This is a genomic window from Pseudomonas sp. GW821-FHT07F01 (assembly GCF_059418825.1).
The window spans coordinates 1309089-1332112 of record NZ_JBWKQO010000001.1 but is presented as its reverse complement, the minus strand read 5'-3'; the positions used below and the strand labels follow the sequence as shown (position 1 = coordinate 1332112).

Here is a 23024-nt window from a genome sequence, read left to right as displayed (position 1 = left end):
CCGGCCTCTATGTACCGAACGCTGTCCGTTCGAATTTCCCGTCGAAAGGTAGAACCATGAGCATCACCCAATTCAAGCAAACCGCCACCGCCACCCTGGCCGAATCGGCACCAGTGGCGGTGCCCCTGGGCACTCCGGTGGCCGTGACCTCGGTGACCGCCGTCGAACGCAACGACGGGGTCGAGACCGGCATCTGGGAATGCACCCCGGGGCGCTGGCGGCGGCAGATCGTCGCCCAGGAGTTCTGCCACTTCATCCAGGGCCGTTGCACCTTCACCCCGGACAACGGCGAAACCCTGCACATAGAAGCCGGCGATGCACTGATGTTGCCGGCCAACAGCACCGGGATCTGGGATATCCAGGAAACGGTGCGCAAGACCTACGTCTTGATTTTCTGATCCCTTGATTGCCTGCCAACAACAAAACCAGCCACAGGTATCGACTCATGATCCGCAAGACTTGCGCGTTGCTATTGCTCAGCCCGTTGTTCCTGGCCACGTCTCTGGCCCAGGCCGATACGGTGAAGATCTACAACTGGTCGGACTACATCGCCCCGGACACCACCAAGGCCTTCCAGAAGGAAACCGGGATTGGTTTCACCTACGACGTCTATGACAGCAACGAGACCCTGGACGGCAAGTTGATGACCGGAAAATCCGGGTATGACGTGGTGTTTCCTTCCAACCACTTCATGGCCCGGCAGATTCAGGGCGGGGCACTGAAGAAGCTCGACAAGAGCCAGCTGCCCAACTGGAAGAACCTCAACCCGGTGCTGCTCAAGGCCCTGGAGGTCAACGACCCGGGCAACCAGCACGGCTTCCCCTACCTATGGGGAAGCACCGGCATTGGCTACAACGTGGCCAAGATCAAGGAAGTTCTGGGCAACGATGCCCCACTGGATTCCTGGGACCTGATCTTCAAGCCCGAGTACATGCAGAAGCTGCAGAAGTGCGGGGTGGCGATCCTCGACAACGGCCCGGAACTGATCCCTACCGCTCTCAATTACCTCGGGCTGGCGCACCACAGCAAGAACCCGGCTGACTACAAGCAGGCCGAGGCGTTGCTGATGAAGGTCCGGCCTTATGTCAGCTACTTCCACTCGTCGAAGTACACCAGCGACCTGGCCAACGGCAATATCTGCGTGGCGGTGGGATTCTCCGGCGACATCCTGCAAGCGGAAAGCCGTGCCAGGGAGGCGAAGAACGGGGTGGAGATCGGCTACTCGATTCCCAAGGAAGGCTCGCCGATCTGGTTCGACATGGTGGCCATGCCAGTGGATGCCCCGGATGAGCAGGCCGGCTATGCCTTCATGAACTACCTGCTGCGCCCCGAAGTGATGGCCGGCGTGAGCAACTACGTGCACTACGCCAATGGCAACCTGCAGGCCGACAGCCTGATCGACCCGGCCATCAAGAACGACACCAAGGTCTATCCGAGCCCGGAAATGATGGACAAGCTGTTTGCCCTGGAGGCCATGCCGCTGGACATCGACCGCATCCGCACCCGCCTGTGGAACAAGATCCGCAGCGGCAGCTGACCTGACCCCTTTGTAGGAGCCGGCTTGCCGGCGAAGAGGGCCTCAAGCCCTGTGTTGTACTCGGGGTCGCCTTCGCTGGCAGGCCAGCTCCTACGCCCGTCGTTCTCCATGGAGGGCGCCAGCCGGTCCGCCTCTTAGGTGCCGGTGTGGAGGGCGGCAGTTTCTATAGCTGGGTGTTTTCCGGGAGCAGGGCGCCGCCATCCACCACCAGGGTCTGGCCGGTGATATAGCCCGCTTGCCGTGACGCCAGGAACAGCATGGCCCAGGCAATATCCTCGGCACTGCCCAGGCGCTTCAGGGGAATGCTCGAAGCCAGGGTCGAAGCGTCGCCGAGATTGTCCATGGCCTGGGTGGCAATCAGCCCGGGCTCCACGCCGTTGACCGTGATTGCATATTCCGCCAGCTCCAGCGCGGCAGCGCGGATAAAACCATTGACCCCGGCCTTGGAGGCCGCGTAGTGGGCGAGCCCGGGAATCGCCGTGCGCGGGCCGGTGACCGAGGAGGTGATGACGATCCTCGGCTGCTGGGACCGGCGCAACGCCGGCAAGGCGGCCCGGGTCAGCCAGAAGCAGCTTTTCAGGTTCACCGCCAGGGTGCTGTCCAGGGTTTCATCCTCCAGTTCGGCCAGCTTCTGCATCGGAAAGATCGCGGCATTGTGCAGCAGCAGGTCGAGGCCGCCGAAGGCCTCCAGGGTTGCCGCCACTGCCTGTTCGGCGGCATTGCGGGTGCCCAGGTCCACAGGCAGCAGTTCGGCGGTGCCGCCGGCTTGGCGAATCAGCCGCAGGGTTTCATCGCCTGATGCCGCGCTGCGGGTCGCCAGCATGACCCTGGCCCCCTGGGCGGCGAACAGTTGGGCGATGGCCCGGCCGATGCCCTGGCCGGAACCGGTGACCAGGGCGATGCGCCCACGCAGATCCTGGCTCATGAGCCGGCTCCTGGCAGAACCTGGGCCAGGCACTGGTCCAGCAGGCGGTTGTGCAGGTCGACCTGCGCCTCGCTGGCGGTCGGGCACAGCAGCGCCATGTTGTGGAACGGCGTCAGCAACACCCCGCGATTGAGCAGGTACAGGTGCAGATAGGCTTCGATCAGCCCATGGCGGGCATGATGGGCCTCGCCGCCGTTGCGCGGAGGCTGCTGCATGAACAGGTATTCGACCCGGGCACCGATGCGGGTCACGTGCCAGGGCAGGCGGTGCTTGTGGATGATGGCTTCGACCCCGGCCCGCAGGCGCTCGGCGAGATGGAACATATGGGCGTAGCTGGCCTCGTTCATCACTTCGCTGAAGGTGGCGCGCATGGCCGCCATCTGTAGGGCGTTGCCGGCCAGAGTGCCGCCGAAGCCGAAATGGTTGATCGCCTGGCCCGGCTGGAAATGCGGCAGCACCTGCCAGATCCGTTCGGCCATGGCCTGGCTGGCGCCCCAGACCGCCGTGGGAATGCCACCGGCGATGGATTTGCCGAGAACGAAGAAATCCGGCTGCAACCTGTGCTCGCCGCAATAGCCGCCGGGGCCGCAGGACAGGGTATGGGTCTCGTCGATGATCAGCGGCACCTCGTAGCGCCGGGTCAGCTCCCGCAGGCCATCATGAAAGCCCGGGGCTGGCGGCACCATGCCGACGTTGGTCATGAAGGGTTCGGTGAGTACCGCGGCCACGTCGCCATGGGCCAGGGCCGCTTCCAGGGCCGGCAGGTCGTTGAACTCCACCAGCCGCGTGGTGGCCTGGTGCTGCAGGCCGTTGGCGTGCACGCCGTCCCGCGGGATCATCTGGCCCTGGGCGTCGAACTCCACCTGGGACTCGTCGACGCTGCCGTGGTAGTTGCAGTTGAACACCAGGACCTTCTGCCGCCCGGTGATCATCCGGCACAGGCGCAGGACAAAACGGTTGGCGTCGGTGGCCGAGGTGGTGACCTGCCAGTAGGGCAGGCCAAAGCGCCGGGTCAGTTCCTTGCCGACCCACAGGCTGTCGGCCGTGGGCAGCATCAGGGTCGAACCATGCAGTGCCTGTTCGGCGATGGCAGCGGCGACCGCCGGTTGGGCGTGGCCGAACATCGCTCCGGTGTCACCCAGGGCAAAGTCCACGTAGTGATGACCGTCGCAATCGGTGAGGGTCGCGCCCTGGGCGTCGGCCACCATGATCGGGTAGGAGCCGGGCCATTGCTGCATCCAGTGCAAGGGCGCGCCGTACAGCCAATGCTGGAGGTTTTCCTGGTAGAAAGCGCCGGAGCGCGGGTGTTTCTCGGCAAACAGTTGCAGTTCGGTCTGGTAGCAACTGGCGACGCGTTGCAGATCGAGGCCCAGAGTCATGGCAGTGTCCTGTGAGGAAGAGGGCTGGCTGGCCCAGGTGCCGGCCTGGGCCGGCAGCCTGGAGCCAGGGGGCGGGTATCAGCGGTGCCGGGTACGGTTGAGCACCTCTGCCAGGGCTCCCACCGGAAAGTTGGCGGCGCTGCTGAAGTCGGCACCCTGGTAGCCGAAGATCTTGCCGTCGCTGCGACCGGCCTTGAGGTCGATCAGCACCAGGCCCAGGGTCGGGACGATCTTTTCTCGCCAGACGAACAGGTACAGCTGCTCGGCGATCTTGTAGTAGTGGCAGCGGTCGGTATCCGCCAGCCCCTGTTCGACGCCCCGCAGGCATTGCCAGCTGTAGAAGTTGGCATTCAGGTAGATGTGCTCGTAGGCCTCGCTGGCGCTGTAGATGTACCGGTTGCGCAGGCCCACCAGTTCATCGGTGGGTTCATGGCGTGGCGTGCTGGCGGTGACCGGCGTGTCGATGGCGCCGTGGAGAAACTGGGCCTTGACCGAGGTCAGCTCGCCACCGGCCAGGGCCCGGCTGAACAGGTCGACGCTGGATTCGGCCTGGCTGGGCATCTGCCCGATGACGGCGCTGAAGCATTGCTGCTCAAGGTCCAGGACCAGGCTCACCGAGTGGATCTGCCCCTGTTCGTGCTTGAGGAAGTCCACCAGGTAGATGCCGGGGCGCAGGCAGGTTGCGCGATAGGGCAACTCGGCGCCGGCCGCTTCCCCGACGTTGTTCCAGCGCAGGGTGTGGGCGGCGAAATGGTGTTCGATCTGCCAGTGGTTGTCGAAGTGCAGGGTCAGGCGGCGACCGGCCAGGTCGTCGACCGCCGGGAGGATGTGATTGTCTTCGGCAAAGCCGTCGGCGAGGGCTCCGACGGTGATCCATTCAGGTTGCGGGTTCATGGCAAGGCTCTTGTCAGCAAGGAGAGCTGCATGTTCGGCCGCCAGCCCCGGGTTGCCCATCAACCTTATGGTTGAAGTGCCCGGGCTTTACAGGAACAGCGCCCTGACCAGCTCCGTACGGTTACTGGCGCCGACCTTGCGGAACAGGTTGATCAAGTGGGTCTTGACCGTGGGCAGGCCCAGGTCCAGGCGCCGGGCGATGGTCTTGTTGTCTGCGCCGTCGCGCAGCAGCCAGGCGATTTCCCGCTCCCGGGGTGTCAGGCCCGACAGGCGCTCATCGACCTGGGACCAGGGCGCCAGGGCGGCAATCTCCAGCAGGCCTTGCAAGGCATGCAGGGTGCCCAGTTCCTCCACGCTGAAGTGCCCCAGCCCGACGTCGCGCAGCAGCGACAGGCCGGCGACCGGCCGTTCGCCATCGCAGGCCAGGATTTCCACCACATCCAGTACCCCATGGCGCTGCAGGAACCCCTGATAAACCTCGCTCTCGTGATGGCCCTGGTGGGCCATGCCCATGTGCAGAGACAGCACCGGGCGCCCCGCCGCGGCGCAGTGACGAGGTTGCAGGGGGTCGTAGTGGCGAAAGTGCTGCAGGTAGGCCTGGTGCATCTGCTCCGGCATGCGGTACAGCGAAAAATCCCGAGCCTGCAGTTGGGCATCGATGCGGTAGAAGGCGCAGAGGCTGGCGGGTACTACCCGGGTGAAAGCGGCGATGCAGCGGTGGCCCAGTTCATGGGGGCCGGGCAGGGAGGCGGGTGCGTTCATCGGATGGCTCCTGGCTGCACCTGGGGCAGTGGCTCGGTGAAAGGGGCGCAAGGACGTGGATTGATCCTGTCCGGACCCCGGACTGCCACAGTGAAACCCTGCTGGGCGTGCCTGGCAAGCCTCCAGCGCCGCAGGCTGCGATCGTGATTGCCTCGATCGCAGCCTGCGGCCGGGGTTAGCGGCGGGCCTTGCTCAAGCCTTCGGCCAGGGCGTCGACTATGGCATCGGCCTGTGCCTGCTGGATCACCAGGGGCGGCGAGAGAATGATCTTGGTGCCCACCGGGCGCACCATGACCCCGTTGTCCCGGGCGATCTGTGCCACCTGATTGGCGTAGCCGCTCATGGGGTCGATGGGTTCGCGGGTGGTCTTGTCCGCCACCAGGTCCAGGGCCAGCATCAGGCCCTTGCCGCGCACTTCGCCGACGGTGTCGAAGCGCTCGACGAAGGGCTGCAGCTTGTCGAGCATGTAGTCACCCATTTTCGCGGCGTTGGCCGGCAGGTCCTCCTTGACCACGATGTCCAGGCACGCCAGGGCGGCGGCGCAGGCTACCGGGTGCCCGGAGTAGGTGTAGCCATGCATGATGGCCCCGGTGAAGTTGGCGTTCTTCTCGAAGGCTTCCTCGATGCGCCGGTTGACCACCGTGGCGCCCAGGGGGATGTAGCCCGAGGTGATGCCCTTGGCCAGGCACATGATGTCGGGCTTGACGCCCCACAGGCGGCTGCCGAACATCGAACCGCTGCGACCGAAGCCGGTGACCACTTCGTCGGCGATCAGCAATACGCCGTACTTGTCGCAGACTTCGCGGATCAGCGGCCAGTAGTTGGCCGGTGGCACTATCACGCCGCCAGCGCCCTGGATCGGCTCGGCAATGAAGGCGGCGACGGTGTCCGGGCTCTGGAACTGGATTTCCCGCTCCAGCAGGTCGGCGCAGATCTTGCCCAGCTCTTCCGGGTCCTGGCTGTAGGGGTTGCGGTACAGCCAGGGGGTATCGATGTGGTAGCAGCCCGGCAGCAGCGGCTCGTAGTTGCGGCGGAACACCGTGTTGCCGTTGACCGAGGCGCCGCCGAAGTGGGTGCCGTGGTAGCCCTGGCGCAGGGAAATGAACTTGGTGCGGTCGGCCTGGCCTTCGAGCTTCCAGTACTGGCGGGCCAGCTTCAAAGCGCTTTCGATGGCGTCCGAGCCGCCGGAGCTGAAGGCCACCCGGCGCATGTCCTCGGGTTCCAGCAGGTTCATCACCACCCGCGACAGTTCTTCGGCCCGGGGATGGCTGACCCCGTCGAACAGCTGGAAGTATTCCAGTTCATCAAGTTGCGCGGTGATCGCCGCCTTCACTTCCTTGCGGTTGTGGCCGACGTTGACGTTCCACAACCCGGCAACGCCATCCACCAGCTGGTGGCCCTTGTCGTCATACACATAGCAGCCGTCGCCACGGACGATGCGGATCGGCTCGCGTTGCTTCATTTCGTTGGGGTGCAGCATGGGGTGCCAGAAACGGCTTGGTTCGCTCACGTTGAGTCTCCTGATAACGCACGGACAGCGTGGAGATATTAGTGCGTCATTTATGCGCCCCTGGCTTGCCTCTGTGTGCCAGGGCACTTGACCCAGGCTGCCAGTGGCGGGTTTGCGCGCCTGTTCGCCGGCCAATGGCGCGCACCTGCGGGGGCTGGCTTGCCAGCGAAGGCCCTGGCGGGGCTGGCAGCCAGGGCCAAGTTTCGCGGCAGCCAGGGTCAAGACGGCGTGCGCCTTTGCGCTCAAAGTCCATCTCGAACTAGGTCTACCTGCGAGGATTCAAGATGAGCGTTGCCATCGACCCACGTGTCGCTGCATTCATAGACAGTCAGCATGGCCTGCTGATCGACGGTCACAGCCAGCCGGCCCTCAGCGGTGCGCGGATGGCGGTGTACAACCCCGCCAGTGGCGAACAATTGGCCGAGGTCGCGGCAGCCGCCCAGGCCGATATCGACCTGGCGGTGAACGCCGCACGTCGGGCCTTCGAGGGTAGCTGGAAGGCGCAGCGCCCCGCCGACCGCGAGCGCCTGCTGCTGAAGCTGGCGGACCTGCTGGAAGCCAATGGCGAGGAACTGGCGCAACTGGAAACCCTCAACAACGGCCAGTCGATCCACCTGGCCCGGGCCCTGGAGGTGGGAGCGGCCGCGGAGTTCACCCGCTACATGGCCGGCTGGGCCACCAAGATCGAGGGCAAGAGCCTGGATGTCTCCATCGCCGCAGTGCCCGGGGCGCAGTACCGGGCCTACACCGTGCCGGAGCCGGTGGGCGTGGTGGGGGCCATAGTGCCGTGGAACTTCCCGCTGCTGATGGCCATCTGGAAAATCGTTCCGGCCCTGGCCTGTGGCTGCACCGTGGTGCTCAAGCCGGCGGACGAAACCCCGCTGACCGCGTTGCGCCTGGGCCAGTTGTGCCTGGAAGCGGGGATCGCCCCCGGGGTGGTCAACGTGGTCACCGGCAGTGGCGCCCAGGCCGGCGCGGCCCTGGCCGCCCATTCGGGAATCGACAAGCTGGCGTTCACCGGCTCGACCCAGGTGGGCAAGCTGATCGGCCATGCCGCGGTGGACAACATGACCCGTTTTTCCCTGGAGCTGGGCGGCAAATCGCCGGTGATCGTGCTTGACGACTGCGACCCGCAGACCGCCGCCGCCGGCGCCGCCGGGGCGATCTTCTTCAACCAGGGGCAGGTGTGCACGGCGGGTTCGCGGCTGTACATCCAGCGCCGTATCTATAACGAGGTGCTGGAGCGCCTGGTGGCCATTGCCGGGTCCCTGAGCATCGGGCCGGGGCTGGACGAGCAGGCACAGATCAATCCGCTGATTTCCGCCAAGCAGCAAAAACGCGTGCTACAGATGGTCCGGCGCGGAGTCGAAGAGGGCGCCCGGCTGCTCTGTGGCGGTGTCGCCCATGGCGAGCGGGGCTTCTATGTGCGCCCGACGGTGGTGGCCGATGTGCACGCCGACCAGCAACTGGTGCGCGAGGAGATCTTCGGCCCGGTGGTGGTGGCCACGCCGTTCGACACCCTGGACGAAGTGGTGGGCCTGGCCAATGACAACCAGTACGGGCTGGGGGCGAGCATCTGGTCCAACGACCTGGGGCGGGTCATGCAGCTGATTCCGCAGATCAAGGCCGGCACTGTCTGGGTCAACACCCACAACATGCTGGACCCGTCGATGCCCTTCGGTGGCTACAAGCAGTCGGGCATCGGTCGCGAGATGGGCCATGCGGCCATAGAGGCCTACACCGAGAACAAGTCGGTGTGCATCGCTTATTGAGCCGAACGCCTTCGCCGGCCAGCCGGCCCCTGCGGGGGCAGGGCCAACCGGTTTAGTGTAGGAGCCGGCTGGCCGACGAAGAGGCCCCCGGATTGGGCGGTGATCTTGCCGACGCCTTCGTGGCGAGCCAGCTCCTACAGGGTGTGAACATGAAGACAGCTGCGTCAGACAGCCAAGCACTCCGCCATCAGGCGTGCCCTTGAAATGCCTAGAACAACAATCATCAACCCATGCTTTCGAGGTTTACCACCATGTCGCTCAACGACAGACTCAGTCGCCACCTGGATCAAGGTGTAGTCGGCTTTCCCACGGCCCTGGCCAGTGCCGTGGGCTTGATCATGGCCAGCCCGGTGATCCTCACGGCCACCACGGGCTTTGGTATCGGCGGCGGCGCCTTTGCCATGGCGATGGTGATCGCCCTGGTGATGATGCTGGCGCAATCCACCACCTTCGCCGAAGCGGCCTGCCTGCTGCCCACCAACGGTTCGGTCTATGACTACCTGGCCTGTGGCCTGGGGCGTTTTTTCGCCATCACCGGGACCTTGTCCGCCTACCTGATCGTGCACGTGTTCGCCGGTACCGCGGAGACCATTCTCAGTGGAGTCATGGCCCTGGTTAACTTCGAGTCCCTCAACACCCTGCTGGAGCAGAGCGGCAGTGCCTGGCTGGTGGGGGTGGGGCTGGTGCTGTTCTTCGGTGCGCTGAACGCCGTGGGCATCACCGCCTTCAGCCGTGCCGAGGTGATCCTGACCTTCGGCATGTGGACCACCCTGATCATCTTTGGCGTGCTCGGGGTGCTCAAGGCACCGGCGGTGCAGCTCGATGGCTGGTTCGGCGCCTCGATGGTGGGTACCGACCTGCCGACCATCCTGTCTCTGGTGGGCATGGCCATGTTCATGTTCGTCGGCTGTGAATTCGTCACGCCCCTGACGCCGGATGTGCGCAAGGCCGCCAAGACCATTCCCCGGGCCATGGCCCTGGGGCTGGTGGGGGTAGCGGTGTGCATGTTCATCTATGGCGCGGCGATGAAGCGCCAGGTGGAAAACATCGCCCTGAGCGAGGATGGCAGCGTGCACCTGCTGGATACGCCCATGGCCATTCCGCATTTTGCCGAGCAGATCATGGGGCCCTTCGGCCGTATCTGGCTGGGCATCGGCCTGCTGTTCGCCGGCGCCGCCACCATCAACACGCTGATGGCCGGTTTGCCGCGGATCCTTTACGGCATGGCTCTGGATGGGGCGTTGCCGAAGGTCTTCACTTACCTGCACCCGCGCTTCAAGACGCCGTTGCTGTGCATTGCCGTAGCCGTGCTGATTCCCTGCCTGCATGCCTGGTGGCTGGGGGGCAGCACCGACAGCATCATGCACCTGGTGCTGGCGGCGGTCTGTGCCTGGAGCACTGCCTATCTGCTGGTCACCCTGTCAGTGGTGATGCTGCGCATTCGCCGGCCGGACCTGCCCCGGGCCTACAAGTCGCCGTGGTTTCCGCTGCCGCAGATCCTGTCTTCGGTGGGCATCCTGCTGGGCATGTGGTTCATCACGCCGCCGGGCATGAATCCGCGGGACATCTATGTGCCTTTCGGCAGCATGCTGGGCCTGACCGCGATCTATGCGCTGGTCTGGACCCTGCTGGTGCAGAAGGTCAATCCGTTTCGCCCGGTGCCGGTGGAGGAGGTGCTGGAACAGGCGCTGGGCCTGAACCCGGATACCGCCCATAACCTACGGGAGAGCGCGCCTGATGAATCTTTCAAGCTGGCGGCAAAACCTCTTTGAACTGTGGAACCGCGCGCCATCGGGCTATCGCCCGGGGCTGACCCTGGGGCAGTTGCGTCGGGATCTGGCGGGGCTCGATTTCACTCCACGGAGCCAGGTGCAGGGCGGTTTTCATTGCCCGCAAAACGGTTTGAGGTTCGAGGTGCAAGAGCGCGCCCAGGCGCAGTTCCTGATGCACATCGTGGCCTGTGAGTGGCGCCTGCCGGTGCCTTGCGACACGGCCCGGCAGGCGCGGATCCGTCTACGTCACACTGGCGCGATCCGCCGCCAGGGTGTCGCAGCTCGGCTGCTCACGGGGGAGGACGCTGAATGGGCGCCGCTGCTGCAGCGCCTGTGCAGTGACCAGCGCTTGCTGGAGTACCTGTTGTCCCTGGATTTCAAACACCTGGAATTGCGGCGCGATGCCCAGGGCTGGCAGGTGCACCTGGAGCATTTCGGCGCCAGCGAAGTGGTCAACCGCCTGCCCGGGTTCCGCCGCTATATCCGCTTGAGCGCTGAACAGCGGGTGGCGCTACTGGGCAGCTTCACTGAGTTGTACAAGCTACTGCGAGATTTCTGAGGGACATAACCGTAAGCGCTGGCATACAGCCTGCTTAAGCCATAACAGACTATCCATGCTGTCAGGCGCCTTGCCTGGCAAATAGATAACATGTTAATGATATCGCCATAACAACAAAGGCGGTTGGAACCGGCTTCTGGAGGTGCACAGTGCTTGCTTCGCATAGTTTCAGTTCCTGGGTGGGCGCCCTGCAGGGCGTCTGCGGTCGATTCGATGCCCGTCCGGCGCGCAATCCCGCCTTGTTCATTGGTGAAGTGGGCATGCAGGATTACGCCGGGCTGGAGGTGGCGCAGATCCGCACCAACGCCGGGCTGATCTCCCGCCAGAGCACCAAGGTCGATCATGAGGACGATCGCCATTGCTTCCTCATCATCCAGCGCAGCGGCCATGCGCGCTTGAGCCAGGGCGGCGAAAGTGTCGAACTGGCCCCGGGGGACATGGCGCTGCTGGACTCCGCCGGAGCCTGCGAGATCGTGCCCCATGGCCTGATCGAGCATGCTTCGTTCCATCTGTGCCGGGAGGAGGTCTACCGTCACCTGCCGGCCCAGCAGCGCAAGTTCGGCAAGCTGTCGCAAAATTGCGCCAGCGGGCGCCTGATGCGTTTGCTGGTGGAGCAGATCTGCGCCGGCGAATTGCAGGGTTGTGCGGCCCAGCAGGAAGGGCAGGCCTTGCAGGAAGCCCTGATTGCCTTGCTCGGTCCGACCTTGCGCCAGACCGTCAACAGCCTGGATGGCTTTGACGAGGGCCTGCATGGCGGATGCCTGCGTGATCAGGCGCGGCAGTTGATCAGCCAGTCCCTCAATGAGCCGGGCCTGACTCCTGTATCACTGGCCGGCCAGCTGAATATCTCGGTGCGCCAGCTGTACCGGCTGTTCGAGGAGCAGGGGGACAGCGTTTGCCGCTTCATCCAGCGCTCGCGGCTCAAGCGCAGCGCCGCGGACCTGAGCAATCCGCACCTGCGCAACGAATCCATCACCGACATTGCCTTCAAATGGGGCTTCACCGATTCGGCGCATTTCAGCCGCACCTTCAAGAAGCATTTCGAACAATCGCCCCGGGATTTCCGCGCCCGGTCCCTGAACGCCTGACGGCATGGCCCTTGCGGCCGCCGTCGTTGCCGGCGGCCGCACCGCAAGGCATGCGCCGCTCTTGAGTGCGCCTTCGCCTGTAGGAGCCGGCTTGCCGGCGAAGAAGGCCGCAAGGCATGCGCCGCTCTTGAGTGCGCCTTCGTCTGTAGGAGCCGGCTTGCCGGCGAAGAGGGCCGCAAGGCATGCGCCGCTCTTGAGTGCGCCTTCGTCTGTAGGAGCCGGCTTGCCGGCGAAGAACGCCGCAAGGCATGCGCCGCTCTTGAGTGCGCCTTCGCTGGCAAGCCAGCTCCTACCGATAGCAGATAGCAGATAGCAGATAGCAGATAGCAGATAGCAGATAGCGGATGACGGGCGGCGGATGGCTGCTGGCAGACCGGCAATCACGGATTTTCCAGGTCGTGCCCCAGGGATTGGATAAACAGCGAGAACAGCTCCGGCTGGCTGGAGATATCCAGCTTGGCGTAGAGGTGGCGGCGGTGGACCTTGATGGTGTCCGGCGAGATCTTCAGCCGTTCCGCCATGGCCTTTGAAGAAAATCCCCGGAGGATCAGGCGGGCTATCTCCAGCTCCCGCTCCGAAAGTACGGCGCTGCCGAAATGGCTCAGGGCGTCGCGGATCTGGCTGGCCATTTCCTGGGGCGCAGGGCCTTGGGGGCGGGCCTGGCTGTGTTGCCAGTGCTGCTCCATCAGCGGCAGTACCCAGGCTGAAAAGGTGGTGAGCAGGCCGATCTCGTCGTGGCTGAAGACGCGCTGGCTGCCCAGGGAAAGCGACAGGGTGCCAGCCTCGGGCAGTTGCAGAATCAACTGCACTTCGTCTTCCAGGACGTTGTCGTGGAAGTAGCTGAGAAAGTATTCGCTCTGGCGAAAATGGTCCGGGGCCACTTCTTCCAGGCGGTACAGGCCGCTGGGGTAGCCTTCGCGACAGGCCTGGAAGAAGGGGTCCAGCAGGTACAGGCCGTTGAGGTAGGTGAGCATGGACGCCGGCTTGCTGCTGGGTTCGGCGTCATATTCCTCCAGGGCCCGGGGCGGGCCGTCCAGCGGGTAGAAGATCGCCAGGGCGTTGTCGAACGGCGTAGCCTGGTGCAGCAGCAGGATCAGCTGTTTCCAGAAGCGTGGATTGCCGATCAATGTGAGGGTGCGGCCCAGGCCGGCATGCAGGCCCACTTCCCTGAACAGGTTACTCAAAGGCGTTGCTCCGTTGATCCGCTGAAATGTCGTGGCCCGGTTTCGTCGATTTAACCGCCGTCGTCAAGGGGAGTACTCCAATAGGGGAATTGGGTGATGGTCTGCATCTGCCTAGAGTAGCTCCCGGCAAGTGCGCCCCAGAACGCACCCGCCCGATGAATTTCGTTTCTGCCTCAGACCAACAATAAACACGAGGATAACGATATGAGCTCTCCCTCTGCGCCCGACGGTGCGCTGAAACCTACCTTGAGTGTGTTCGATGTGGTGGCCATCACCGTGTCCGGTGTGACCCCCGCCAGTTCAGTGTTCGTGATCGCCCCCTTCGCCATCCATCAGGCCGGTAGCGGGGTGTTCCTGGCCTTCGTCATGGCCGGGTTGCTGGCCCTGATGTTCGCCTTTTGCTACGCCGAGCTGGGCCGTGCCCACAACAGCGCCGGCGGCGAGTATGTATACGCCAAGCGAGTGTTCGGCGGCATGGCCGGTTATGCCACCTTCCTCACGGTGCTGGTGATGCTGCTGTTCATTCCGCCGGTGCTGGCCACTGGTGCCGCCACCTACCTGAACAATGCCCTGGGCACGAACTTCGATTCCCAGACCGTGGCCCTGGTGATCGTGGTCTGCAGTTACCTGCTGGGCATCCTCAATATCAAGCTCAATGCCTGGATCACCGGCACGTGCCTGCTGCTGGAAGTGGCGGCCTTGCTGGTGATCGTCTGGCTCGGCTTCGGCAATGCCTCGCAGCCGGTGAGCATTCTGCTGCAACCGCAGATCGTCGATCACGGCGCCTTGCAACTGGCGCCCTGGGCACTGGTGATCGGCGCGGTGGGCATCGGCCTGTTTTCCTACAACGGCTACGGCCCGGCGGTGCTGCTGGCCGAAGACATGAAATGCAAGGGCCGCGGGGTGCACAAGGCGGTGCTGTGGTCCCTGGTGCTGGTGGTGATCATCGAACTGGTGCCGCTCACCGCGCTGCTGATCGGCGCGCCATCCTTGAGCGCGATGCTCGCCAGCCCCGACCCCATCGGTTACCTGCTCACCAGCCATGGCAACGAGACCCTGGCCCGGGTGGTCAGCGGCGGGATTTTCCTTTCGGTGTTCAATGCCATTGTCGCCATCGTCATCCAGATCGGTCGGGTGGTGTTCAGCAGTGGCCGCGATGCGCTGTGGACGCCCACTATCAATCGCCTGTTCACCCGCATTCACCCGCGCTGGGATTCACCCTGGCTGGCGACCCTGTTCCTGGCCATTCCCTCGGCGGTGCTGAGCTTCAGCTCGAACCTGGCGGACCTGACGTCCTTCAGCGTGCTGCTGATCATGCTGGTGTACCTGATCGTCGCCCTCAGCGCGCTGATGAGCCGGGTACTGCTGCGCGACCGCGAGCACCCCTACCGCATGCCGCTGTGGCCGCTGCCGGCCTTGCTGGCGGTGCTCGGCGCGGGTTACCTGCTGGTCAATCTGTTCCTCGAAGCGTCCCTGCGGGACATCATGGTCATCATCGGGCTGCTGGCGCTGTCGGTGATTCTCTATGGCACCAACGGCCGGTACAGCCCGGCGTTTCAGAAACTGTAAGGAGTGGTTATGCGAGCACGTCAATTGGGCATCCGCCTGGGCCTGGGGACGCCAGGCCCGTTCAATGCGATCACCGATGTTCCCGGGGTGCGGGTCGGCCACAGCACCTTGAATGCCAGTGTGGACGGCAAGCAGGTGCGCACTGGGGTTACCCTGGTCCAGCCCCGGGCCGGGCACGCCCGCCAGCAGCCGTGCTTTGCCGGTTGCCATGTGCTCAACGGCAATGGCGATGCCACGGGCCTGGAGTGGATTCGCGAGGCCGGCACCCTGACCACGCCGCTGGCGATCACCAACACCCACAGTGTGGGCGTGGTGCGCGATGCCTTGATCGCCCTGGAGCGCGAGGCATTGCAAGACCCGGCGGTGTACTGGTGCATGCCAGTGGTGATGGAAACCTACGACGGCCTGTTGAATGACATCTGGGGCCAGCATGTGGGTGTGCAGCAGGTGCGCGAAGCCATGGCCTGCGCCGAGTCCGGACCGGTGGCCGAGGGCGCGGTCGGCGGCGGCACCGGGATGATCTGCCATGAGTTCAAGGGCGGCATCGGTACGGCGTCGCGGCGGCTGACGGCCGAGCAGGGCGGCTACACCGTCGGTGCCCTGGTCCAGGCCAACCACGGCAAGCGCGAGGAACTGCGGGTCGATGGCTATCCAGTGGGGCGCCGGCTGGGGCATATCCCTTCGCCGTTTGCCGAGCGCGGGACCCCGGGCATGGGCTCGATCGTGGTGATACTGGCCACCGATGCGCCGCTGTTGCCGCACCAGTGCCAGCGCCTGGCCCAGCGCGCATCCATCGGCATCGCCCGCACCGGCGGAGGCACCGAGGATTCCAGCGGCGATATCTTCCTGGCCTTTGCCACGGGAAACCGGGACTTGCCGACGGCGGACTACGGGCGCAAGGGCCTGGGTTTCAGCACACCGCTGGCGATGCTCAACAACGATCACATCTCGCCCTTGTTCAGCGCAGCCGCCGAAGCGGTGGAGGAAGCCATCATCAACGCCCTGCTGGCGGGGGTGCCCATGACCAGCGCCGACGGCGTGCAAGTGCCGGCCCTGAGTGCGCAAGTGTTGCTGGAAACATTGGAACTAACTGGTTGGAACAGAAGTTAACGGACTAAGAAGTGCGACGCGGTCGACATAACTGTTTATATGGATATTTAATAATTAAATTGTAGATTGTCGGACAATGACTGCCGTTAATCAGTTGGAAAAGAATCTTTCGACTGTACAGTCATTGTTTGCTGGAGTTCGCTGGAACAGTGAGATTTGACGTCAAAAAAGTAGTGGACGCCTGATTTCAAATTGTGTCAGTTTTCTTGCGCCTGCTTAGGGCGAGTGATAGGACGATCTCGCCAGGGATTGTCGCTATCTGACAAAAACTGTTCCATTGATTACAAGGAAGTGTGTTTATGTCGAAAGTAACAGAGAACGCTATTGCATCTGCCGAACAACAACTGGTGCCTTTGGCCGCAGCAAGTTCGGCGTATAACCAGATCAATAGCTTCAGCCACCAATACGATCGTGGCGGCAATCTCACGGTCAATGGCAAACCTTCGTTCTCGGTCGACCAGGCCGCCACGCAACTGCTGCGTGACGGCGCTGCCTACAAGGACCTGAACGGTAACGGCAAGATCGATCTGACCTATACCTTCCTGACCTCGGCTTCCTCGAGCACCATGTACAAGCATGGCATCTCCGGGTTCAGCCAGTTCAGCGCCCAGCAGAAGGCCCAGGCAGTCCTGGCCATGCAGTCCTGGGCGGACGTGGCCAACGTCGTGTTTACCGAGAAAGCCTCGGGTGGCGACGCCCACATGACCTTCGGCAACTACAGCGGTGGCCAGGATGGCGCGGCGGCATTTGCCTACCTGCCAGGTACCGGCGCCGGCTACGACGGCACCTCGTGGTACCTGATCAACAGCAGCTACACCCAGAACAAGAACCCCGACCTGAACAACTATGGCCGTCAGACCCTGACCCATGAGATCGGTCACACCCTGGGCCTGGCTCACCCTGGCGACTACAACGCCGGCGAAGGCAACCCCAGCTACAAGGACGCCAGCTACGGCCAGGACACCCGTGGCTACAGCGTCATGAGCTACTGGAGTGAAAGCAATACCAGCCAGAACTTCAGTAAGGGCGGGGTCGAAGCCTATTCGTCCGGCCCGCTGATGGACGATATCGCGGCTATCCAGAAACTCTACGGTGCCAACTACAGCACCCGTGCCGGCGATACCACCTACGGCTTCAACTCCAACACCGGGCGTGATTTCTACAGCGCCAGCTCGTCTTCCGACAAGCTGGTGTTCTCGGTGTGGGACGGTGGCGGCAACGATACCCTGGACTTCTCCGGTTTCACCCAGAACCAGAAGATCAACCTCAATGAAGCCTCGTTCTCCGACGTTGGCGGCATGGTGGGTAACGTTTCCATCGCTCAGGGCGTGACCGTGGAGAACGCCATCGGCGGTTCGGGCAACGACCTGTTGATCGGCAACAACGCCGCCAACGTGCTCAAGGGTGGTGCCGGCAACGACATCATCTACGGCGCCGGCGGTGCAGATCAGCTGTGGGGCGGCTCGGGCTCGGACACCTTCGTGTTCGCCGCCAGCACCGACTCCAAGCCGGGTGCGGCCGACCAGATCATGGATTTTGTCAGCGGCCTGGACAAGATCGATCTGACCGGGATCACCAAGGGCGCCGGCCTGCACTTCGTCAACGCCTTCACCGGCGCGGCGGGTGACGCGATCCTCACCACCTCCGGGGGCGTGAGCACCTTGTCCGTGGACTTCTCCGGGCATGGCGTGGCGGACTTCCTGGTCAGCACCGTGGGCCAGGCAGCGGTCAGCGACATCGTCGCCTGAGTGAAATGAGCACAGGGCCGCGCAGTCGAGCGGCTCTGCGTTCTTGCTTTGGGCCCTGGCCTGAGCGAGTCTACCGGGCGAACGGAGCACCCTATGACCCTGCATATTTCCTGTTGCCGGGCGGCCCGATGGCTGCTGGCGACACTGATGATCTTTTATGGAGCAATCACCATGGCAAGCAGCCTGCGCTTGGCGGACCCCTCGGAACTGGTTGGACACTGGCAGCTGCAACAGGCAGCCGCACCCGCTGAAGGTTGCACCCTGGACCTGTTGCACAACGCCGCCCTGGGCGACGGCGCCGACTGCCTGTCGAAATGGCTCGGGGAAGCCGCGGTGGGCTGGTTCCCGGAGCCCGATGGCATTGCCATTACCGGCCGCGAAGGCTCGAAAATCATTTTCTTCAGTCGCCAGAAAGAGGGCCTCTACGAAGCCCGCCTGAAAGCCGACGGTCTGATTGTGTTACAACGCGCCGCTAATTAAGCGATGAGTGTGTTCGTCTAATAAACGACTGCCATTATATCGCCACTCTCTTGGCCGGCAGGAACATGTTCGGGCTGCTGTTGGATACAGCTGTCCGAATTATTCGTGTCCGCAGGATTCAGCAACTAAGTAGTGCGGGTTGTTAGTTGTAGGCTACATTGGTTCCACGCTAGCGGGCGCGGATTAACAGCTCAGGGAAAATGTTAGAAATGGTGAAGAACAATCATCCTGCACCACTGTTCAAGGCACTGGGCGAATATAAGGGCATCCTCATCAGTGTCGGTTGTTTCACTGCGTTGATTAACGTGCTGATGCTGGTGCCTTCCATCTATATGTTGCAGGTCTACGACCGGGTACTGTCGTCGCAGAATGAAACCACCCTGGTGATGCTGTCATTGATGGTGGTGGGCTTCTTCGTCTTTATCGGTCTTCTGGAAGTGCTGCGCAGCTTTATCGTGATCCGCATCGGCAGCCAGCTGGAGCGCCGCTTCAACCTGCGGGTCTACCAGGCCGCGTTCGAGCGCAACCTGTCCCGGGGCGAGGGCCATGCGGGGCAGTCCCTGGGGGATTTGACCCATATTCGCCAGTTCCTCACCGGGCCGGCACTGTTCGCCTTCTTCGATGCACCCTGGTTCCCCATCTACCTGCTGGTGATCTACGCCTTCAACGTCTGGCTCGGAGTGTTCGCCACTGTAGGCGCGTTGTTGCTGATTGCCCTGGCGTACCTCAACGAAGCGATGACCAAGAAGGACCTGGCCGAGGCCAGCGGTTTTTCGCAGCGTTCCACCCAGCTGGCCACCAGCCACCTGCACAACGCCGAAACCATCCAGGCCATGGGCATGCTCGGCGCCTTGCGCAAACGCTGGTTCGCCGTGCACTCGCGCTTCCTCGGCCTGCAGAACCAGGCCAGCGATACCGGCTCGGTGATCAGCTCCCTGAGCAAGACCTTGCGCCTGTGCCTGCAATCCCTGGTGCTGGGCCTGGGTGCCTTGCTGGTGATCAAGGGCGACATGACCGCCGGGATGATGATTGCCGGTTCGATCCTCATGGGCCGGGTGCTGAGCCCCATCGACCAGTTGATCGCGGTGTGGAAGCAATGGAGTTCGGCCAAGCTGGCCTACGGCCGCCTGGATGCACTGCTGCGCGAGTTCCCGCCCAGTGATACGGCGATGTCCTTGCCGGCGCCCAAGGGCCAGGTGAGCTTCGAGCAGGTCAGCGCCGGCCCACCCGGACGGCGGATGGCGACCCTGCAACAGGTGAACTTCAGCATCAATGCCGGCGAAGTGCTTGGCGTGCTGGGGGCTTCCGGTTCCGGCAAGTCGACCCTGGCCCGGGTACTGGTGGGCGTATGGCCGACCCTGGGCGGCACCGTGCGCCTGGACGGGGCCGATATCCATCGCTGGAACCGCGACGAACTGGGGCCCTACATCGGCTATCTGCCCCAGGATATCGAGCTGTTTACCGGCAGCATCGCCGAGAACATCGCACGCTTTCGCCAGGCCGACCCGGAGCAGGTGGTCCAGGCCGCGCAGATGGCCGGGGTGCATGAGCTGATCCTGCGCCTGCCCCAGGGCTACGACACCGTGCTCGGCGATGACGGCAGCGGCCTGTCCGGTGGCCAGAAGCAGCGGGTGGCCCTGGCCCGGGCGCTGTATGGCAGCCCGAGCCTGGTGGTGCTGGACGAACCCAATTCCAACCTCGATACCGTGGGCGAAAGTGCCCTGGCGGCGGCCATTGCCCAGCTCAAGGCCCGGGGCACCAGCGTGGTGCTGGTGACCCACCGTTCCTCGGTGCTGGCCCTGGCCGACAAACTGCTGGTACTCAACGAAGGCCGCTTGCAGGCCTTCGGCCCGAGCCAGGAAGTGCTCAAGGCCCTGGCCGGCGGCCAGCAAGCCCAGGCCCAGGAGGCGCCCAAGCCCGTTGCAGCGGCGCCCGGCGGCCTCAGCATGAGCCGGCAATACCAGGCTCCGACACGGAATTCAGGCGCATGAGCAAGGACAGCAACATGATGATCGAAGAGGGTTACGCGCCGGAACGGGTCGAGCGTGACGCGGGCTTTTTCGCCCGCATGGGCTGGATCCTGGCCCTGGTGGGGGCGGGCAGTTTCTTCGTCTGGGCGGCGCTGGCGCCCCTGGACCAGGGCATTCCGGTGCAAGGCACGGTGGTGGTGTCCGGCAAGCGCAAGGCGGTGCAGTCCATGAGCAGCGGGGTGGTCAGCCGGATCCTGGTGCGCGAGGGCGAAAGCGTGAAGCAGGGCCAGCCGCTGTTTCGCCTGGACCAGACCCAGGTGGCGGCGGACGTGCAATCGCTGCAAGCCCAGTACCGCATGGCCATGGCCAGCCTGGCGCGCTGGCGCAGCGAGCGCGACAACCTCAAGCAGGTGGATTTCCCCGCGCCCCTGAGCGACAGCGACGATCCGCGCCTGGCCCTGGTGCTGGAGGGCCAGCGCCAGTTGTTCAGCAGCCGGCGCGAGGCATTCTCCCGGGAGCAGGCGGGCATCCGTGCCAATATCGAAGGCGCCACCGCGCAACTGGCCGGCATGCGCCGGGCCCGCACCGACCTCGGTAGCCAGGCCGAATCCCTGCGCCAGCAACTGAGCAACCTGCAACCTTTGGCGGACAACGGCTACATCCCGCGCAATCGCCTGCTGGAATATCAGCGCCAACTGTCCCAGGTGCAGCAGGAACTGGCGCAGAACACCGGGGAAAGCGGGCGAGTGGAGCAGGGCATCCTCGAATCCCGGCTCAAGCTGCAACAGCACAGCGAGGAGTACCAGAAAGAGGTGCGCAGCCAGTTGGCCGAAGCCCAGCTCAAGACCCAGACCCTGGAGCAGCAACTGACCTCTGCCGGTTTCGACCTGCAGCACAGCGAGATCATCGCCACCGCCGACGGCATCGCGGTCAACCTCGGGGTGCACACCGAGGGCGCGGTGGTGCGCCAGGGCGAGACCCTGCTGGAAATCGTGCCCCAGGGCACTCACTTGGAGGTGGAAGGGCGGCTGCCGGTGAACCTGGTGGACAAGGTCGGCACCCACTTGCCGGTGGACATCCTGTTCACCGCCTTCAACCAGAGCCGCACGCCACGGGTGCCGGGCGAAGTCAGCCTGATTTCCGCCGACCAGATGCTCGACGAGAAAACCGGCATGCCCTACTACGTGCTGCGCAGCAGTGTCAGCGACCAGGCCATGGAGAAGCTCAACGGCCTGGTGATCAAGCCCGGCATGCCGGCGGAAATGTTCGTGCGCACTGGCGAGCGTTCCCTGCTCAATTACCTGTTCAAGCCACTGCTCGACCGGGCAGGTTCTGCACTGACCGAAGAATAAGGATGTCGCGTCGTATGAGTAAGCTTTCCATTCTCGCGGCGGCTCTGGCGCTGTTGGCCTGCCAGACGGCCCAGGCGGTGGGCCCGTTCCAGATCTACGAACAGGCCCTGCGCAACGATCCGGTGTTCCTCGGCGCCATCAAGGAACGCGACGCCGGCCTTGAAAACCGCGCCATCGGCCGTGCCGGGCTGCTGCCCAAGGTCGGCTACAGCTACAACAAGGGCCATAACAACTCCAAGGTCAGCTACCTGGATACGGTGCGCGGCACCATTACCGAAAAACGCAACTACGACAGCTACGGTTCTTCCCTGACCCTGCAGCAGCCGCTGATCGACTACGAGGCCTACGCCAATTACCGCAAGGGCGTGGCCCAGGCGCTGTTTGCCGACGAGAACTTTCGCGGCAAGAGCCAGGAGTTGCTGGTGCGGGTGCTGAGCTACTACACCAAGGCGCTGTTCGCCCAGGACCAGATCGACATCGCCCTGGCCAAGAAAAAGGCCTTCGAGCAGCAGTTCCAGCAGAACCGGCACATGTTCCAGCAGGGCGAGGGCACCCGCACCGACATCCTCGAAGCCGAGTCGCGCTACGAATTGGCCACCGCCGAAGAGATCGAAGCCCGGGACGAGCAGGACGCGGCCTTGCGCGAGCTGGCGGCCCTGACCGGCGAGCCGAACCTCGATGTGCGGGATCTGGACCCCTTGCAGGAAGACTTCCAGTCCTTCTCCCTGACCCCGGCCAACTACGATACCTGGCACGAGATGGCCCTGAGCAACAACCCGGTGCTGGCTTCCCAGCGCCAGCGGGTCGAGGTCGCGCGCTACGAGGTGGAACGCAACCGCGCCGGGCACCTGCCCAAGCTCAGCGCCTACGCCACCCTGCGCCAGAACGAATCGGAAAGCGGCAACACCTACAACCAGCGCTACGACACCAACACCATCGGTATCGAAGTCAGCGTGCCGTTGTATGCCGGGGGCGGGGTCTCGGCCTCGACCCGCCAGGCCAGCCGCTCCATGGAACAGGCCGAGTACGAACTGGACGGCAAGACCCGGGAAACCCTGATTGAACTCCGCCGCCAATTCAGTGCCTGTCTATCGGGGGTGAGCAAGTTGCGGGCCTACCAGAAAGCCCTGACTTCGGCCGAGGCCCTGGTGGTCTCGACCAAGCAGAGCATCCTGGGGGGCGAACGGGTCAACCTCGATGCACTGAACGCCGAACAGCAGCTCTACACCACCCGCCGCGACCTGGCCCAGGCGCGCTATGACTACTTGATGGCCTGGACCAAGCTGCACTACTACGCAGGCACTCTGCGGGAAGAGGATCTGGCCAGGGTCGACGAGGCTTTCGGCCAGCGCGGGCAGCCTTAGGAGGCCTTGCCGACCGCAGGCTCAGGGACAATAAAAAAGAGGAACGAGC

Annotated in this window: 19 protein-coding genes; 13 read left to right on the top strand and 6 right to left on the bottom strand. The window is 63.9% G+C overall.

All coding sequences use genetic code 11. From position 1 onward, the window contains the following. Window positions 1-56: 56 nt before the first annotated feature. Window positions 57-398 carry a cupin domain-containing protein gene (locus tag AC07R1_RS05870; protein ID WP_019095326.1) on the top strand — a complete coding sequence of 114 codons (342 nt, stop codon included), beginning with the start codon at window positions 57-59 and terminating at the stop codon, window positions 396-398. Between the two features lie 47 nt (window positions 399-445). Continuing rightward, the gene (locus AC07R1_RS05865) at window positions 446-1537 is read left to right on the top strand and encodes a polyamine ABC transporter substrate-binding protein (RefSeq protein ID WP_011061508.1); all 1092 of its coding nucleotides are present in this window, start codon (window positions 446-448) and stop codon (window positions 1535-1537) included. Window positions 1538-1700: 163 nt separating this feature from the next. Here AC07R1_RS05865 and AC07R1_RS05860 read toward each other — a convergent pair whose 3' ends face one another. The 5 genes from AC07R1_RS05860 to AC07R1_RS05840 form a co-directional block, all read right to left on the bottom strand. Continuing rightward, on the bottom strand, window positions 1701-2462 hold the full coding sequence (locus AC07R1_RS05860; protein ID WP_019095324.1) for an SDR family oxidoreductase: 762 nt from the start codon (window positions 2460-2462) through the stop codon (window positions 1701-1703). Continuing rightward, the gene (locus AC07R1_RS05855; protein WP_495110258.1) at window positions 2459-3841 is read right to left on the bottom strand and encodes an aspartate aminotransferase family protein; all 1383 of its coding nucleotides are present in this window, start codon (window positions 3839-3841) and stop codon (window positions 2459-2461) included. The genes AC07R1_RS05860 and AC07R1_RS05855 overlap by 4 nt, the downstream gene beginning before the upstream one ends. Before the next feature lie 78 nt (window positions 3842-3919). Next, the gene (locus AC07R1_RS05850; protein WP_053151844.1) at window positions 3920-4735 is read right to left on the bottom strand and encodes a molybdenum cofactor biosynthesis F family protein; all 816 of its coding nucleotides are present in this window, start codon (window positions 4733-4735) and stop codon (window positions 3920-3922) included. A gap of 87 nt (window positions 4736-4822) precedes the next feature. Beyond that, window positions 4823-5497 (bottom strand): helix-turn-helix transcriptional regulator, encoded by a 675-nt coding sequence (locus AC07R1_RS05845; protein ID WP_011061504.1) that lies wholly within the window; start codon window positions 5495-5497, stop codon window positions 4823-4825. A 175-nt stretch (window positions 5498-5672) separates the two neighbouring features. Continuing rightward, complete coding sequence (locus tag AC07R1_RS05840) at window positions 5673-7007, bottom strand: aspartate aminotransferase family protein (protein ID WP_019095320.1); 1335 nt, start codon at window positions 7005-7007, stop codon at window positions 5673-5675. 284 nt (window positions 7008-7291) lie between these two features. On the opposite strand from AC07R1_RS05840, the gene AC07R1_RS05835 reads away from it, so the two are divergent. From AC07R1_RS05835 to feaR, 4 genes are all read left to right on the top strand, one after another. Further along, complete coding sequence (locus AC07R1_RS05835) at window positions 7292-8779, top strand: aldehyde dehydrogenase family protein (protein WP_320334946.1); 1488 nt, start codon at window positions 7292-7294, stop codon at window positions 8777-8779. A 251-nt stretch (window positions 8780-9030) separates the two neighbouring features. Continuing rightward, window positions 9031-10551 (top strand): APC family permease, encoded by a 1521-nt coding sequence (locus AC07R1_RS05830; RefSeq protein ID WP_015635763.1) that lies wholly within the window; start codon window positions 9031-9033, stop codon window positions 10549-10551. Continuing rightward, window positions 10517-11110, top strand: coding sequence for a DUF3156 family protein (locus AC07R1_RS05825; protein ID WP_401400216.1), 594 nt, complete (start codon window positions 10517-10519; stop codon window positions 11108-11110). Before AC07R1_RS05830 ends, AC07R1_RS05825 begins: the two co-directional genes overlap by 35 nt. 149 nt (window positions 11111-11259) lie before the next feature. Then, window positions 11260-12198 carry a transcriptional regulator FeaR gene (gene feaR, locus AC07R1_RS05820; RefSeq protein WP_019095317.1) on the top strand — a complete coding sequence of 313 codons (939 nt, stop codon included), beginning with the start codon at window positions 11260-11262 and terminating at the stop codon, window positions 12196-12198. A 380-nt stretch (window positions 12199-12578) separates the two neighbouring features. Here feaR and AC07R1_RS05815 read toward each other — a convergent pair whose 3' ends face one another. Next, window positions 12579-13382 carry a helix-turn-helix transcriptional regulator gene (locus tag AC07R1_RS05815; protein ID WP_015635760.1) on the bottom strand — a complete coding sequence of 268 codons (804 nt, stop codon included), beginning with the start codon at window positions 13380-13382 and terminating at the stop codon, window positions 12579-12581. Between the two features lie 204 nt (window positions 13383-13586). Here AC07R1_RS05815 and AC07R1_RS05810 point away from each other — a divergent pair, with 204 nt between their 5' ends. The 7 genes from AC07R1_RS05810 (at window position 13587) to AC07R1_RS05780 (ending at window position 22975) form a co-directional block, all read left to right on the top strand. Beyond that, window positions 13587-14951: an APC family permease gene (locus tag AC07R1_RS05810; protein ID WP_011061496.1), complete on the top strand. Its 1365-nt coding sequence runs from the start codon at window positions 13587-13589 to the stop codon at window positions 14949-14951. A 9-nt stretch (window positions 14952-14960) separates the two neighbouring features. Continuing rightward, window positions 14961-16061, top strand: coding sequence for a DmpA family aminopeptidase (locus tag AC07R1_RS05805; RefSeq protein ID WP_495110257.1), 1101 nt, complete (start codon window positions 14961-14963; stop codon window positions 16059-16061). A gap of 299 nt (window positions 16062-16360) precedes the next feature. Next, window positions 16361-17809 (top strand): serralysin family metalloprotease, encoded by a 1449-nt coding sequence (locus AC07R1_RS05800; protein ID WP_011061494.1) that lies wholly within the window; start codon window positions 16361-16363, stop codon window positions 17807-17809. A 93-nt stretch (window positions 17810-17902) separates the two neighbouring features. Further along, window positions 17903-18289: an AprI/Inh family metalloprotease inhibitor gene (locus AC07R1_RS05795; protein WP_011061493.1), complete on the top strand. Its 387-nt coding sequence runs from the start codon at window positions 17903-17905 to the stop codon at window positions 18287-18289. Between the two features lie 209 nt (window positions 18290-18498). After that, window positions 18499-20280: a type I secretion system permease/ATPase gene (locus AC07R1_RS05790; protein WP_011061492.1), complete on the top strand. Its 1782-nt coding sequence runs from the start codon at window positions 18499-18501 to the stop codon at window positions 20278-20280. 14 nt (window positions 20281-20294) lie between these two features. After that, a complete protein-coding gene (locus AC07R1_RS05785; protein ID WP_370059505.1) occupies window positions 20295-21611 on the top strand; it encodes an HlyD family type I secretion periplasmic adaptor subunit in 1317 nt (438 codons plus the stop codon). 14 nt (window positions 21612-21625) lie between these two features. After that, entirely contained in the window at window positions 21626-22975 is a 1350-nt protein-coding gene (locus AC07R1_RS05780) for a TolC family outer membrane protein (protein ID WP_495110256.1), read from the top strand. Window positions 22976-23024 lie beyond the last annotated feature (49 nt).

What these genes read in the sequence shown, in the direction of transcription:
- AC07R1_RS05830 (WP_015635763.1), top strand. Translation starts at nt 9,031, where the DNA reads ATGTCGCTCAACGACAGACTCAGTCGCCACCTGGATCAAGGTGTAGTC.
- AC07R1_RS05855 (WP_495110258.1), bottom strand. Translation starts at nt 3,841, where the DNA reads ATGACTCTGGGCCTCGATCTGCAACGCGTCGCCAGTTGCTACCAGACC.
- AC07R1_RS05860 (WP_019095324.1), bottom strand. Translation starts at nt 2,462, where the DNA reads ATGAGCCAGGATCTGCGTGGGCGCATCGCCCTGGTCACCGGTTCCGGC.
- AC07R1_RS05865 (WP_011061508.1), top strand. Translation starts at nt 446, where the DNA reads ATGATCCGCAAGACTTGCGCGTTGCTATTGCTCAGCCCGTTGTTCCTG.
- AC07R1_RS05825 (WP_401400216.1), top strand. Translation starts at nt 10,517, where the DNA reads ATGAATCTTTCAAGCTGGCGGCAAAACCTCTTTGAACTGTGGAACCGC.
- AC07R1_RS05835 (WP_320334946.1), top strand. Translation starts at nt 7,292, where the DNA reads ATGAGCGTTGCCATCGACCCACGTGTCGCTGCATTCATAGACAGTCAG.
- AC07R1_RS05870 (WP_019095326.1), top strand. Translation starts at nt 57, where the DNA reads ATGAGCATCACCCAATTCAAGCAAACCGCCACCGCCACCCTGGCCGAA.
- AC07R1_RS05800 (WP_011061494.1), top strand. Translation starts at nt 16,361, where the DNA reads ATGTCGAAAGTAACAGAGAACGCTATTGCATCTGCCGAACAACAACTG.
- AC07R1_RS05805 (WP_495110257.1), top strand. Translation starts at nt 14,961, where the DNA reads ATGCGAGCACGTCAATTGGGCATCCGCCTGGGCCTGGGGACGCCAGGC.
- AC07R1_RS05780 (WP_495110256.1), top strand. Translation starts at nt 21,626, where the DNA reads ATGAGTAAGCTTTCCATTCTCGCGGCGGCTCTGGCGCTGTTGGCCTGC.
- AC07R1_RS05845 (WP_011061504.1), bottom strand. Translation starts at nt 5,497, where the DNA reads ATGAACGCACCCGCCTCCCTGCCCGGCCCCCATGAACTGGGCCACCGC.
- AC07R1_RS05810 (WP_011061496.1), top strand. Translation starts at nt 13,587, where the DNA reads ATGAGCTCTCCCTCTGCGCCCGACGGTGCGCTGAAACCTACCTTGAGT.
- AC07R1_RS05850 (WP_053151844.1), bottom strand. Translation starts at nt 4,735, where the DNA reads ATGAACCCGCAACCTGAATGGATCACCGTCGGAGCCCTCGCCGACGGC.
- AC07R1_RS05795 (WP_011061493.1), top strand. Translation starts at nt 17,903, where the DNA reads ATGACCCTGCATATTTCCTGTTGCCGGGCGGCCCGATGGCTGCTGGCG.
- AC07R1_RS05790 (WP_011061492.1), top strand. Translation starts at nt 18,499, where the DNA reads ATGGTGAAGAACAATCATCCTGCACCACTGTTCAAGGCACTGGGCGAA.
- AC07R1_RS05785 (WP_370059505.1), top strand. Translation starts at nt 20,295, where the DNA reads ATGATGATCGAAGAGGGTTACGCGCCGGAACGGGTCGAGCGTGACGCG.